The 14360-nt window shown below is 58.9% G+C and carries 13 protein-coding genes and 1 pseudogene; 12 read left to right on the forward strand and 2 right to left on the reverse strand.

What is annotated here, in order from left to right; translation table 11 throughout:
* Window positions 1-29: 29 nt before the first annotated feature.
* The gene (locus SBC1_RS39995) at window positions 30-221 is read right to left on the reverse strand and encodes a hypothetical protein (RefSeq protein ID WP_241202227.1); all 192 of its coding nucleotides are present in this window, start codon (window positions 219-221) and stop codon (window positions 30-32) included.
* A 231-nt stretch (window positions 222-452) separates the two neighbouring features.
* Here SBC1_RS39995 and SBC1_RS40645 point away from each other — a divergent pair.
* The 7 genes and pseudogenes from SBC1_RS40645 to SBC1_RS22785 form a co-directional block, all read left to right on the forward strand.
* Window positions 453-665, forward strand: a pseudogene (locus SBC1_RS40645) (phage integrase family protein); the annotation flags it as partial.
* A gap of 54 nt (window positions 666-719) precedes the next feature.
* Window positions 720-1925 carry a tyrosine-type recombinase/integrase gene (locus SBC1_RS40005; RefSeq protein WP_241202225.1) on the forward strand — a complete coding sequence of 402 codons (1206 nt, stop codon included), beginning with the start codon at window positions 720-722 and terminating at the stop codon, window positions 1923-1925.
* 250 nt (window positions 1926-2175) lie between these two features.
* Window positions 2176-3372, forward strand: a complete 1197-nt coding sequence (locus SBC1_RS22765) for a ParA family protein (RefSeq protein WP_165095645.1) — start codon at window positions 2176-2178, stop codon at window positions 3370-3372.
* Between the two features lie 2 nt (window positions 3373-3374).
* Complete coding sequence (locus SBC1_RS22770; protein WP_165095642.1) at window positions 3375-4337, forward strand: ParB N-terminal domain-containing protein; 963 nt, start codon at window positions 3375-3377, stop codon at window positions 4335-4337.
* A 338-nt stretch (window positions 4338-4675) separates the two neighbouring features.
* Entirely contained in the window at window positions 4676-6028 is a 1353-nt protein-coding gene (locus tag SBC1_RS22775; protein WP_165095638.1) for a replication protein O, read from the forward strand.
* A 768-nt stretch (window positions 6029-6796) separates the two neighbouring features.
* Window positions 6797-7477, forward strand: coding sequence for a GntR family transcriptional regulator (locus SBC1_RS22780; RefSeq protein WP_165095635.1), 681 nt, complete (start codon window positions 6797-6799; stop codon window positions 7475-7477).
* Window positions 7478-7655: 178 nt separating this feature from the next.
* Window positions 7656-8951: an IS4 family transposase gene (locus SBC1_RS22785; RefSeq protein WP_241202125.1), complete on the forward strand. Its 1296-nt coding sequence runs from the start codon at window positions 7656-7658 to the stop codon at window positions 8949-8951.
* Between the two features lie 284 nt (window positions 8952-9235).
* Here the strand turns inward: SBC1_RS22785 and SBC1_RS22790 are convergent, their stop codons facing one another.
* On the reverse strand, window positions 9236-9556 hold the full coding sequence (locus SBC1_RS22790; protein ID WP_165095630.1) for a DUF4148 domain-containing protein: 321 nt from the start codon (window positions 9554-9556) through the stop codon (window positions 9236-9238).
* Between the two features lie 408 nt (window positions 9557-9964).
* Here SBC1_RS22790 and SBC1_RS22795 point away from each other — a divergent pair, with 408 nt between their 5' ends.
* Genes SBC1_RS22795 through SBC1_RS22815 form a run of 5 tightly spaced genes read left to right on the forward strand, consistent with a single transcriptional unit; the run spans window position 9965 to window position 14332 of the window.
* The gene (locus SBC1_RS22795; RefSeq protein WP_165095625.1) at window positions 9965-10717 is read left to right on the forward strand and encodes a GntR family transcriptional regulator; all 753 of its coding nucleotides are present in this window, start codon (window positions 9965-9967) and stop codon (window positions 10715-10717) included.
* On the forward strand, window positions 10714-11478 hold the full coding sequence (locus tag SBC1_RS22800; RefSeq protein ID WP_165095622.1) for an ABC transporter ATP-binding protein: 765 nt from the start codon (window positions 10714-10716) through the stop codon (window positions 11476-11478). The genes SBC1_RS22795 and SBC1_RS22800 overlap by 4 nt, the downstream gene beginning before the upstream one ends.
* Before the next feature lie 3 nt (window positions 11479-11481).
* The gene (locus SBC1_RS22805) at window positions 11482-12255 is read left to right on the forward strand and encodes an ABC transporter permease (protein ID WP_165095618.1); all 774 of its coding nucleotides are present in this window, start codon (window positions 11482-11484) and stop codon (window positions 12253-12255) included.
* A gap of 21 nt (window positions 12256-12276) precedes the next feature.
* On the forward strand, window positions 12277-13278 hold the full coding sequence (locus SBC1_RS22810) for an ABC transporter substrate-binding protein (RefSeq protein ID WP_165095615.1): 1002 nt from the start codon (window positions 12277-12279) through the stop codon (window positions 13276-13278).
* A 49-nt stretch (window positions 13279-13327) separates the two neighbouring features.
* Entirely contained in the window at window positions 13328-14332 is a 1005-nt protein-coding gene (locus SBC1_RS22815) for a zinc-binding dehydrogenase (RefSeq protein WP_206366113.1), read from the forward strand.
* Window positions 14333-14360: the final 28 nt, after the last annotated feature.

Raw genomic sequence — 14360 nt, forward strand, 5'->3', positions numbered from 1 at the left:
CATCCGTTCGCAATCCCGAGAACCGCAGCTCAATCAAGCGGCTTACTCGCGAACATTTCGCGCTCTATCGCGGATATCTGGATGGCGTGTCGCTCGAGCAACTGCATGCGACTTACGGCGACGCAACCACCGATATCCGAGCGACCCGACGTCTGATCGGCCTGTTGCGCGACACCCTGTCGGGCGCTGCGCGCCGCACCCGCGATGTCGAAGCCACGCATCTTCTACGCCTGAGACCAGGCAGCATTCCTGACGCACAGCGGCTTGCAACCAGCGAGATGCCGACGCTTGAGACCTATCGGGAATCCGTCGATCCAAACGGTTTCCATAGTGAAGCCGAATTGCTGGAGCTGTATCAGGCGGAATTTCCCCAGGAAAATAGCCGGAGCGTTGATCGGCGTTCAACCCGGAATGCCCGCCTGCGCCGGCGTCAGATCGACGCCCTCGCTCGCATGGAGGCCAGTCTGGTCCAGGCCCCGCAGCCGGACCACCCGGTTGCGAGCTGGCTTGAGCCCGCAACTGCAAGCCGACTTCAGCACACGGGTATCCATACGCTCGCCGATCTCCTCGGATTCATCGAGCAGCGCGGCCATCGCTGGTATGCAAGCGTGGCGCGTGTCGGGCCAAAGGCGGCTCGCCGGATAGTTGACTGGCTCGTTCTTCACGCGGATTCGCTGCGCCATACGCTGTCCAGACGTGCGCTCACTCCGCGCCGGCGCTTGGCTCAAGGCGATCCGGCGCTCGTGCGGCCCCGCCAGAACGGCATCGTGCCAATCGAATCTCTTGCTGTACCCGCGGAAATAGACGGGGCGGCCGGTACCAACCGCGCGCGAAGCCCCGGTTCGCCGTGTTCACTGGAAACAGATTTGCAGGCAATCGATGCTTGGCTTGCCACTCGGCAAGACAGTCCGCACACCGCCCGCGCCTATCGCCGGGAGGCCGAGCGCCTGCTTCTGTGGGCACTCAACGAAAAGAAAAAGGCGCTATCGTCGTTGGATGGCGCCGACTGCGCGGGGTATATCGGGACATTTCTGGGCGATCCGCAGCCAGCGGCCCGCTGGATCGGACGAGCGAAAATCGAGCGAACTCACCTGGATTGGCGACCGTTTGTCGGCGCGCTCTCCAATCGCAGCCGGGAAACAGCGCGTGCAATTCTCCACGCGATGGGGCAGTGGCTGGTCGAGCAGAACTATTGGGCGCACAACCCGTTTTCGAGTGCCCCGGCGGTGGCGATTGGCCCGCGAATTGACGTTTCAGGCCGCTCGCTGAACCATGGGGAGTGGCAGAGCGTGGTCCAGGCGGCCTCTCGTGACCGGTATTCTCAACGGGAATTACGCGACTATCTGGCGCTGAATCTTGCCTACTCAACCGGGCTGCGGCGAGCGGAGCTGGCGCATGCAACAACTGGCGGGCTGTTCCGGCCCGCGCTGGAAAGCGTGTCAGGAAGCAGGCTTGAAAGCACATCAGCCAATGCCTGGCAACTTGCAATCCCCGGAAAAGGCCGTGCGGCGCGAACCATTCCGGTCCCACAGGCCGTCATGGAATTGATTTTTGAGAGCCTGCGAGCCCGCGGTTTGCCCGGAGACCCCGGCGCTTGTCCGGCCGACACCCCTCTCCTGGCACATTTTCGCACCGGCAATTCACTGACGCCCGACGGGATGGGGCAGGTATTCCGACGGCTTTTCTCCTGGGCCGCACTTCTTTCAACACCGCAAAATCTGCTCGATTCACGTCGTTGTTTCAATGCGAGCACCCATTGGGTCCGCCACACCCACTCGCATCATGCACTCGAAAGCGGCACAGATTGCCGCGAGGTCCAGTTCCGCCTCGGTCACGCCAACCTTTCCACGACGCTTCTTTACGTGAAGGCTGGTCGTCGCGGTTCGTTCGCTAACGGTAAAAGCGGCGTTTTGTCGACGCGCTAACAGCAAGAAATTCCTCGCTGACGCTTGAATCTACAGACCTAAAGCGTCGCAACACCCCCGATTTCCCTCAAGTCTTTTCTCAACTTTTTCCTCGAAGCCCAACAACCACGTGCCTTTGCGGCTACCCGGTCCGGCAAAGTTTACTTGCGTTTACTCCGTATACCTCTTAGTCTTCGGTTACCGTCGGTTCTACCTTTTAAGGGTGAATCAACGTTTTTGGTAGAACCAGAGCCACCGGGAAGAAGAACGCATGGATATTAACCTTTCGACGCCACCCATTGAGGTGACGCCGGACGACCTCGTCAATTTGGCGGCTCGCTCCGCGAAAATGCTCGAGCGAATTCGCACTCAAATGCTCCAGCCGTTCCCACGGAAGGTTGCCCCGGCGTTCCCGAGCGGCAAACTGCAGGAACTGTGCGGCATCGACAAAGCCCGCTTCTCCTATCTGATCAAGAAAGGAGAACTGCCTCAAGGCACTCAGGAGAAGCCTGGGGCCGCGCGGCAGTTTACGCTCGCCGAAACCATTGAATGGGTCAAGGCGGAACGCAAGCCAAGACAACGTCCGCCTGGGAAAGACGGGAAAGTCATCGCAATCGGCAACTTCAAGGGCGGCGTCACCAAGACCACGACGTCCATGGTGCTGGCGCAAGGCTTGTCGTTGCGCCACGGCCGGCGCGTCCTCCATATAGATATGGACCCGCAGGGCAGTGCGACCACGCTGTACGGGATCAACCCGCACGCGGAAATCAATGGCGACCAGACTATTTTGCCCTTGATCGAGGCTTACGTCAGCGGCGAAACCTTCGACATGAAGCATTTGCCAATGCAGACGTATTGGGAAAACCTTGACCTGATCCCGTCATCCACGGATCTGTTCAACGCCGAATTCATGCTCCCGGCGCGCGTTCACGCGTCGCCGAGTGCAAAGTTCTGGAACGTGCTGAACGACGGGCTCAAGGAACTCAAGCACGAGTACGACTACATCATCATCGACACCGCGCCCACGTTGAGTTACCTGACCATCAATGCGCTTTTCGCGGCGGACGGGGTCATTGTGCCGGTGATGCCGGACACGCTCTCGTTCGCGTCAATGGTCCAGTTCTGGTCGCTTTTCTCCGACATGGTCTCCGGCATGAAGCAGTTCGGGGAGTCAGCGGATGAAGCCAAGGTGTTCGACTTCATCGACATCCTGGTGACGCGTATGCCGAACAAGGCGAATGCGTCCATTGTTCGCGACTGGGTCATTACGACTTATGGCGAGCGCGTTTTGCCGGTCGAGATCCCGGAAACGGACCTTGCCCGGACGACCACCAACGATTTTTCAACGGTGTACGACTTCCCGAATTACGACGGCAATGCCGCTACGCTTCGACGAATCCGCGTGCCGTATGACCAGGTTGTTGATCTGATCGACAGCAAGGTTTGTTACCTCTGGGACAAGGAGTAAGCATGTCTACAGCAGCGAAACAAAAGGCAAAGGCAGCAGGTATTCGGCTAGACGACGATGGTATTGATACGCCTTCGGAACCGGTCGCGCCTCGCACCGCGCCTGGGCAGTTGATCGGTCTTCAAGGGCGGGTTCACAGCCAGCAGGCTGAAATTGACAAGCTGAAACGGGCACTGGAGCAGCGTGCGCCCGGCAAACTGCCGCTGGACAAGCTTCACGAGATCCCGGGCCGTCGTCGACGCCTTACGCCGACAGAGTACGCCGAACTTAAAGCGAACCTGACCACATATCCGCTCGCCCAGCCTATTACGGTGCGCGAGCGCCATGACGGCGAGTACGACATCGTGGCCGGTCATAACCGGGCTTCGGTGTATCGCGAGCTGGGTCGCACCGAGATTGACGGCATTGTGCTGGACATCGACGCGTCGATGGTCGAGTACGCCGCGTTCTTCTCGAATCTCTTATCACCTACTCTTTCGGACTTTGAGAAATTCTGGGGCTTCAAATCGCTTCAGGACTCAACGGGGATTACGAAAGAGGATTTGGCGAAGGCTGCCGGCATTAGCGACTCGCACGTCGGGCGAATCATGAAGTTCGATCTGCTGCCTGACGAGTCCAAGGAATTATTGGCGACTCGGCCTGAGCGCCTGGGAAGTAATGCAGCCGAGCAAATGGCCAAGGCGGTGGCGGAGGGTCGGGAAGACAAGGTGAAGGCCGCAATCGAGCGGCTGTTGGCGGATGACGCATACACCCAGGCGCAAGCGGTAGCGGCAACGAAGCCGGACCGGGCGCCCCGCGAGAAGCACGAACCCTTGGTTGTCAAACGCGGAGCCAAGAAGGTTTGTCAGATCTCGGCTCGAAACGGAGTGGTCGGGGTCTCGTTCTCAGGTAAAGCTGCTGACGAAGCCGAGCAATGGGCAGAAAAAATTCACGCGTTCATTGAGTCGGAACTCGAAAAGCAGTGATCCCTAGTAGGGAACTGCTTTAAATCAATGACTTAGCGCGTAGCACATCAGTACCCTGAAGTCCCGGATCGAGATTCAGGACTTCCCTAATAGGGAACCTTTAAAAATCATGGACTTAGCCAAACGACCGAGAACGATCATGAACTGATTTCAATGCAGGAAAAACAAAAGCCTTCGGCGGGAACCGAAGGCTTTTGAGTAACCGGGCTTCGCTGTCGCTTGCCCACCGCTGCATTTCTCCGACGGAAATCGGATAAAGGCCCAACACCTCGAAGTGTAGCGGATAGCGATCGGCAGTCAAGCGTTTCTCTTCCATTTTGAAGAAATGGACGTGTGACATGCTTATCGCGCAACTTTCCGTTGCTGGCGAGGGGGACGTGTACCCTCTTCCACCCTCCGACGACTCAGTCGATACCGACCAAACCGCGCTGGATGAATTTCTCGCCGGTCAATCAAATCTCCCTTGGGTCGTATTCCGGGCCGCGCATCGTGCGGCGAACTTTCCGGCACTCCCTGCTCGCGCTCGCGCCGTGCTGGCCGCACTTGCACGCACCGTTGACGCCAACCGTCCATACGCCGCCATATTCGCCCGCCGCGAGCTTTTGACCGGGCGTGCCATGCAATCGATGCGCACGTTCTATCGAAGCCTGGACGATCTCGAAGCAGCCGGCCTGATCGAGCGCGTGCCGCAGAAGCGCTTCGGGACCGCTGGCTTGTTTGGGCGCGCCTATTTGCACCTCACGGAGAAATCCGCCATCGTCCTCGGGTATATGTCTCAGGCTTGCGGAACTCAGGCTTCTGAATCTCCGTTTTCCGAAGGTTCGGCTTCCCCTACGCAATCTTCGGCTCGCCAGCTCGCTGCTGGTCAATCCGCTCATTTAACTTCGCCGGACGACGGGAAACTCAGCGCACCTGCCCATTCATTTACCTCTCCGTGTGTCACGGTGGCAGACGGAGCTATATATAAGGATCTATTCCCTAAGAATCAAAAGAGACAACCAGGAGAGCTCCCAGTGGATCTCCAGCGCTTGCTGAGTTTGGGTTTTCGTCAATTTTTGATTTTTAAACTCATGCGAGAAGCGAAGGCGCAGGCAAAGCTGCTCTCCGACGTAGTTGAAGCCACCTGGGAGCACTTGCGAAATGCGAAGCGCCCGATAAGCTATCTTCGCGCCCTGCTCCGGTCCCCGGTTGATTTTGGACATCAGATACGTGCCAAGCGACTCGCCGCAGAACGACTGGCCGAAGAGAAGGCACGCGCCGCGAGTATCGACGCCGCCGTGCTCCAGTGTGCTGGACACGTGTTTATCGATATTGCCAACACCCGCCTCATCACGGTCTCCAGCACAGCCGACTCGATCATCGTCCACGATTACCGGGAAGCAAGGCCACGCGTCTCCACCGGCCAGTGGGCAGCCGCGTTCGTCGCTGCGCTGAACGCAAGGGAGGTCGTCCGAGCAACGTCCGATCAGGTCACTGCATTCCAATTGAAGTGCGACAACAACCATGCCGTTCAGCCCAAGGCTACGGCGTCAACCGGACATGCCATGCCGCGAACAAGGACATCAACGATCAACGATCGCCTCAGCGAGATGAAGAAGATGCTCCGGGCTTCATGTGCCGGCGTCTCCTTGGATTCTCGTGATACACGGCTTGACGGGAGTTCCGGGCGAAGTTCTAAGGTAAGCAGTTAATTGCGCGCTTCAGTCCGTTTTCGCGGAGTGATGGGCGTGGGACGCTCTCCGTAATCGCTGGACGATGGACGCTGATCGATCTGCATGACGTACGCATATCGGGACGTGAATGGCATCGGGATCCCCTTAAGAACCCGACCCACCGTATTCCCCGTCACTGGTTGCAAGCGCACGCGTGTCGAGTTATTTCCCGGGCAAATATCAAGTCGCTCATGCCGCTGGATGCGGCGAAATACGACAACCCCCTTAGAAACCCGATCGAACCGAACGAACCTCCCAGGTACGCTGCGGAGGAACCGGGCTCTATGGTCAGTTTGATAGCATTTGCTCAGTCGCAACTAACGGTCAGTTGCTTGCGCATCTGCTTTCATCACGGGCAGAGCCCGATAGCGAGTCGGGTGACACCACCCGCTTCCAAAAAGGGTGCGCCCCGTCACTCGTAAAATCGCTCACGAGGGGATGCACCGTATGGTCGGTCAGCGAACTTCCGCCCACGAAAGCGTGAACCGGTGGACACATCCTGCTTCGAACCCAAATCGTATGATCAAAAAACCACCTCCAAAGGAGCGCATAACTACGGCGTCCAGCAGCCCCAGAGTCATCGATTATTGCAAGCACCTATGTCCGACAATCATTCAATCGGATAGGCTCATCGCAAGTCCCGGACACCTCGCCTCAACAGCGCAAAGCTGGCCTTCAGATCATCCTTTTTGACAGGGTGCATCAAGTATCATGCCGACGTGATCTTTGTCGGACGGGAATACAATAATGACAACCGAAATGGGGTTGGTGCGGCCGGAAACGCTGCGCCATCAGGTGGAAAATGCGCTTCGACAGGCCATCATGTCCGGTCGCTTCGCACCGGGCGCGCGGCTCATCGAGCGTGAATTGTGTGAGACGCTAGGCGTCAGCCGGACATCAGTTCGCGAGGCATTGCGCCGACTGGAAGCCGAAAAGCTCGTACGCAGCGTGCCGCACAAGGGGCCAGTCGTCGCGATCATGTCGAAGCAGGAGGCAACTGAGTTGTATGCTATCCGAGGGTTGCTCGAAGGTTTCGCGGCCGGAGAATTTGCTCGACTTGCGGACGACGAGGCCATCGCGCAGTTCGGCGAAAAAGCAGAAGTGCTACGCGCGCAAGCGTTGGCCAACGATCAAGCGGGCGTGCTCAAGGCCAAGACCGAGCTCTATGATGTATTGCTCGATAACTGTGGCAATGCACTGGTGAAAGAGATATTGGCGGGCTTGTATTCGAGGGTCAACCTGCTGCGAGTGACTTCGTTGATGCATCCGGACCGCCTTCCAACCAGCCTTCGTGAAATCGACAAATTGTTCAAGGCATTGCAAGCGCGGGATTCGGAAGGTGCGGGAGCAGCCGCGCGACTGCATGTGGCAAATGCGGAGAAAGCGGCAATGCGGACGCTCAACGAAACGGCGGACGAGCAGGTATAAAGTGCGCGGGTTAAAAGCATCTCCTTATACACAACTCGACGCTTCGGGAAACGATGGCGAAGTAACAAAGTTGTCCGAAGGGGGTTGTTAACAATGCGGATTTCGCGTTTACTCTCGGATTTTCGGCATGAAGATCCGAGACGACGCGGGAGCATGGGTGGACGAGGAATTTGAAACGCTGGATTTGGGTGATCCACGGCGAGACCGGCGCGCGAAGGAGCTGGTCAAACGGTTCGCCAGCCGTCCCACGGCCAGCATTCCGGGCGCGTGTGAAGGCTGGGCTGAGACGATCGCGGCATATCGCTTTCTGGGCAATGAGCACATCGACTGGCGCGACATGATGCAGCCGCATTGGGACCGTACCACGGCACGCATGGGGCAGTTGCCGGTGGTGCTGTGCATTGCCGATACGACAGAGCTGAACTTTAACGGGCAGGATATCGAAGGGGCTGGCCCGCTCAGTTATGAAGCACAGGTAGGCATGTATCTTCACGCGACCTATGCGGTGACACCGGATCGGGAGCCGTTGGGTGTGGTGAATGCATGGATGTGGGCGCGCGAGCCACGCGATGCAGACGGCAGGCGTGGCGGTGTCAGGGAAAGTGTGCGGTGGATCGAAAGCTATGAGATCGTGGCCGAACAGGCACGGGCCCTGCCTGACACGCGACTGGTGTATGTGGCCGATCGTGAAGGCGACATCGCCGCGCTCATGCAGCGTGCGCAGGAACTGGGTGAACCGGCGGACTGGCTGATGCGCTCGCAGCACAATCGTGCCCTGAAGGGCGAAGCGAGTTTATGGGAGACGGTGCACGCCAGTGAGGTGCTCGGCCACATCAGCTTCGTGCTGCCCGGGCGCAGCGGCCAGAAGGCGCGTGAAGTGAGGCAGGAACTGCGTAGCCAGCGCGTCACGCTGCCCGGGCGTGCCGGTGTCGCGCTCACCTGCGTCGAGGCGTATGAAGTGGATGCGCCAGCGGGTGTGAAGCCCGTCATCTGGCGTCTTGTGACCAACCGCGAAGCGGGCGATGCGCATGCGCTCATCGAACTCGTTGACTGGTACCGCGCGAGGTGGGAAATAGAAATGTTCTTCAACGTCCTGAAGAACGCCTGCCGGGTCGAGGCGCTGCAACTCTCACAGATGGAGCGGGTGGAGAAGGCGCTCGCGCTGTACATGGTCGTATCGTGGCGTATAGCGCGGCTCATACGTGTCGGACGGACCTGTCCGGAGTTGGACGCGTCGCTGTTCTTCGCGGCTGACGAGATACACGGCGCTCACGTGCTCTGTAAGAAGGCGCGTCCGAAAAAACCACCGACGCTCAACCAGATGATACGGATGGTCGCATCGCTGGGCGGATTCCTCGGGCGCAAGAGCGACGGCGAACCGGGCGCGAAGACGCTGTGGATTGGCATGCAGCGAGTCATGGATGCTGTGATCACCATCCAGATCTTGCGCGACGGCTATGACACTTCTGTATAACGAGATGGGTTAAAAGGCAGCGGAAATCGATACAACTGCTTCTCGCAGCAAACGCTGAAACAAGCAAACAACCCCAACTGAAACATCAAGGAGGCCGTTTCCAACGCAAGTTGGAAACGGCCTCTTTCAGTTCTGCAGCTGCATTGCCGTTGCCACACGCTTGCGACCCACGACGGTCGCGCGGCCGCAGTTACCCGTCGAGTGAAAAGCGAAACAGCTCAACCCCCACTAGCCGCCGCCTTTCTACCCGTGAGGCCTCCAGACCAACAATCCTCGCTGGCGCCTCAATGACCGAAGTAGATGGAGTGCGCCCCGTCCGCTGGGGTCATCGGTGAGCGCATGCCTGAAACGGAAGTGCCGCTCATAGAAGGGCCATAGGACGTAGCGGCTACGCCGCGCTGTGATTCCACGCGCTGTTCCGCGGCTTGGGCCTGGTCCGGGTAAGTGGTGCGCTCAGCCGCTGGGTTATAGCCCGACTGTTCCATTTGTTGAAGGTCGGTCTTTACTGCGGAGCGTGTCACTTGCGTGTTGTCCTGAGCAAACGAAAATGTCGGCGCAGCAAGCGCTGAGGCGATAACAACAGAAGGAATAAGAGCCTTGAACATGGTTGACCTCCAATAAAGTTTGCCAAGCAGATACACGCAAACTGCAGGCCAGACCAGCGGCTGCTTAACTCCGTTGGCGAATTCCCCTCGTAGCACACAACAATTCGATCTCTTGCCCCCATTCTTTAGCTGCTTAATTGCGAACCAAGCAATAAAAGTTATCCTAACGATTACGGATAATCATCAGAATTTACACCCCCTTGGAAAGGAGAAGACCGCAAAGTCCCTCGGGCAACGGACGCACCCTCGCACAAGACCCGGATGTCATAAACCCCTGAGCCTCCCACGATATCTCCCCACGGGAGTTACTTATTTAAATAACTTGTTTTTGAAAAATGTCGTAAACGCCTACGATAGTTTCTTGAACGTATCAATTCCGTGTCGTGAGCAGCTCACAACTTAACGGCCATGACCTATAACGAATCCGAAGTGCGATCTCCTGAACTGCTTGCGCCGTCAGCGCCCGCAGTCTTACGCGGCGATGACGCCTACGAACGCATCCGCCGCGACCTGCTTTCATGCAAGCTGATGCCCGGGTCGACCGTCACCGAGAGCCAGTTGATGTCGGAGTACGACATCGGTAAAACCAGTTGCCGCATTGCACTCGTGCGACTCGTGCACGAAGGCTTCGTGCGTTCTCTGCCGCGACAGGGTTACCGCATTGCAGCGATCACATTGAAAGACGTGGAAGAAGTGTTCGCGCTACGGGTACAACTTGAACCACTGGCAGCGCGCCTGGCTTGCGGCCGCGTTGACGTGGCGTTGCTGCGGCGTCTCGAAGCGGCGTGTCGCGTGCCGCATCCGGAGCGGGCGTTGTCCGCGCAAATCGATGTTTTTCTCGACGCGAACCGCGAATTTCATCTGGCTATAGCTGCGGCGAGCGGCAATGAGCGCTTGCATCGAACGCTCGCGAGCCTGCTCGATGAAATGTCGCGCCTCGTTGCGCTTGGCTTTGGCGTGCAGGGGACCAAGCCCGAGATCAAGCACGATCACAATGCAATGATCGACGCGTTCATTGCGGGCGATGAACGCCGGGCGGAGACTATTGCGCGCCGTCATATAGAGACGTTCCAGAGCATGACAATGGAGAAGGTCTATGCGAGTCTTTCCAGCGCGGGCGCATCGTTGCCGCTCTACACGGTGGCGGAGCTTCGCCGATGAGCACTGCGATTTCCGCTGCCATCTCCGCTGCCATCTCACTACGCAGCGTAGGAAAACACTTCGGATTGCTAAAGATTCTGGACAACGTATCCTTCGATGTCGCGCAAGGTGAAATAGTGGCGCTCCTCGGCACATCGGGATGCGGCAAGAGCACGCTGCTCAACATGGTTGCAGGACTGCTGGAACCGGGTACCGGCGAACTCTGGATCGACGGCAAGCGGGCAGAAGGAACGAAGGATCGTAACGCGCTCTCGTATATGTTCCAGGAAGACCGCCTGTTGCCTTGGCGCACCGCGCGTGCGAATGCCGAGTTCGGCCTTGAAGCGGCGAGCCCCGCTATTCCCGCTCGGGAGCGCCATGCCCGCGCGAACGCGGTCCTCGATCTGGTCGGACTGCAAGATTTCGCCGATGCCCACCCCCATCAGCTATCGGGCGGCATGCGCAGTCGTGTTGCCCTCGCACGGAGCCTTGTCACTGGTCCCCGCATCCTGCTGATGGACGAACCGTTTTCAAAGCTGGACCCGCAGATGCGCTCCCAAATGCATGAGGAGCTGCTGCGCATTCACGCGATGCAACGCATGACTGTGCTGTTCGTGACCCACGACGTGGAGGAAGCGATCGTGCTTGCGGATCGAGTCGTGGTGCTCGCGCCGCGTCCCGGCCGCGTGCGCGAGATTGTCGATGTCGAGCTGCCGCGTCCGCGTAGCGCCACCGATCCCACCGTGGCCGAGGCGATCCGCCAATTGCGTCTTCTGATCTGACCTATGTCCACTGTTCCGCGTAGTTCGTTCGCGTCAACTGTTGCGCAACGCGTGGTGCTCGTCGTCCTGCTGCTGACGGCATGGTGGCTCGCGTCGCTGCGCATGCCGCAGTTCGTATTGCCTGGACCGCTGAGAGTCGCGCACGCATTTGTGGGACTCGTTCAGAGCGGCACCTTCTTCGATGACCTTGGCATCACGCTGTATCGCGTCGTGGCTGGATTTTTGCTGGCAGCGGCTGTCGGTGCGCCGCTTGGCATCGCGCTTGGTTCGAATCCGCGCGTGGCGCATTTCTTCGAGCCGCTGCTGTCGATTGTGAACACCGTGTCCTCCGCGATCTGGGCGGTGTTCGCCATCATCTGGTTCGGCATCTCGAACGCAACCACCATCTTCGTGGTGTTCATGACGGCAATGCCGCTGATCCTGACGAACGTATGGCAGGGCGCACTGACAGTAGACAGCAACCACGTTGAGCTCGCGCGCAGCTTTCGCATGTCGCAGACGCAGATCATGCGCAAGATTTTCCTGCCGACCATCCTGCCGCATTTTTTCGCTGGCGCGCGCCTCGCGTTCGGTTTCGGCTGGCGTGTGTCACTGGTGGCTGAGACTATCGGGTCGTCGAACGGCATTGGCTACCGCCTGCGGCAAGCGGCCGATCTCGTGCAGACCGATCAGGTCTTCGCGTGGACCGTCACGCTCGTTGCCCTGATGCTGCTGCTCGAAGCGGGTGTGTTGAAGCCACTCGAGCGCCGCCTGTTTCGCTGGAAAAAGACCGACTGATCTAACGGGGAACAAGGAACCATGAAAGGCAATTCACTAGTCAGGCGAGTGGCGGTGGCAACCGCCTTTGTGACCACCGCAATACTCGGCGTCGTGCAAACGGTGCATGCTGAACCCATGCGTATTGGCTATTGGACGAGCGGTGTGAGTCTGGGTTTTGGCGCGGTGCTCGAGGCGCAAAAATTCCTGCAGCAGCGCGGCCTTGACGTCACCTTCATTCGTTTCTCCGATGTCAACGCGCCGAATCGCGCGCTGGCAGCCAACGCGATCGACTTCGCGTTCGCCGCGCCGGCCGCCGCTGTTTTCAGCACGGCGGCCGAGGGCGTGCCGCTGAAGATCGTGCTTGCGACACAACCCGCCGATGTCGAATTCGTCGCGGCGGAGGATTCGCCGATCAAATCGCTCGCCGACCTGCGTGGCAAGAAGGTCGGCATGTCACCGCCCGGCAGTTCGGTCGCGGCGATTGCCACCGCGGTGCTGCAGGGTAACGACGGCATCAAGGCGAACGATTTTTCCATCGTCCCTGGAAATGAAGCGCGGCTCGCCCAGTTCCTTGTGCAAAAGCAGGTCGATGCAGCTGCGTTACGCTCAGTAACCATCGCACAACTGAAGGAATTGAAGGTCAAGCGGCTTGGAAGTTTCGGCGGTGAGTGGAAGAAGCTGACCAAGTCCGACGCAACGCCCTACATAGGTGTGAGCGCGATCCGTGCGGACTACCTTGCGCAGCATCCGCAGGACGTGGCGAAGCTGATCGCAGGCATGCGTGCGGCGTTGCAATGGGGAGCGACGCATCAGAGCGACGTGGCGGCAATCCTGCAGAAGAGCGCGAATCTGCCCGCCGAGGACGCGCAAGCGTACGCCGCGCGCTGGTCGGACATCAATCGCGTGACCTTCGAGCCGATCGATCTGGAAACACTCAAGCGCGAGCATCAGATCTTCGTGGATGGCGGTGTGATCAAGGGCACGCTGCCGACCGATCTCTTCGATACCGGCCCGTACGCCGCATCGAAAACGATCCAATAACCTGACATTCAATGGAGCAGACACCGTGACAACAGCCATTCCATCGACCATGAAGGCGCTCGTGCTGAACCAGCACGGCGACCTTGATCAACTCCACGTGGTGACCGACAAACCCGTGCCGAAGGCAACCTCCGGGCACGTGGTGATTCGCGTGCATGCGTCGTCATTCAATTATCACGATGTGTTTACCGTGAAGGGCATGCCCGGCATCAAGGTACCGTTTCCGGTGGTGATCGGCCTCGACATGGCGGGTGAAATCGCAGAGTTGGGTGACGGCGTGGAGGGCTGGAAGGCGGGAGACCGTGTGCTAGTGAATCCGCTGTATCCGGAGAAAGGCTTGATGGGCGAAATGCTCGATGGCGGCATGGCGCAATACTGCCTGGTGTCGGTCGGGCAGTTGATCGTGTTACCGGACGCCGTGAGTTACGACGCCGCGTCCGCGTTGCCCGTAGCGTACGGCACCGCCCACCGCATGCTGGTCACGCACAAGACTGTGAAAGCAGGTGACCGCGTGTTGATTCTCGGCGCGAGCGGCGGGGTGGGCACGGCATGCATTCTTATCGCGAAGCAACTGGGCGCCGAGGTGATCGCGTGTGCCGGCAGCGACGAGAAGTGCGAGCAACTGAAAGCGCTCGGCGCGGATCATACGGTGAACTACAAAACTACGGACTTCTCGAAGTGGGCAATCGGCGAGTACGGCAAGCCGCAACGCCGGACTTACGAGGGCGGGGTGGACGTGGTGGTGAATTTCACCGGCGGCGACACCTGGGTGCCATCGCTGAAGTGCCTGAAGCGAGGCGGCACGCTGCTCGTGTGTGGCGCAACCGCTGGTCACGCACCCGCCGAAGACCTTCGATACATCTGGAGCTTCGAACTGAAGATCATCGGCTCGAACAGTTTCTACGATGAAAACCTGCGCGCGCTGCTAGATCAGATCGCGGCCGGTGAACTGGTGCCGGCCATCGACCGGACGTTGCCGTTGGAGCAAGCCGCCGAAGGACTGCGCCTGATTCGCGACCGCGAAGTGCTGGGCAAGGTCGTGGTCAATCCGTGAGTCTATTGATGAGATAAGCTGAGGAAAA

Source organism: Caballeronia sp. SBC1 (assembly GCF_011493005.1).
In the GTDB taxonomy this organism is placed as follows: Bacteria; Pseudomonadota; Gammaproteobacteria; order Burkholderiales; family Burkholderiaceae; genus Caballeronia.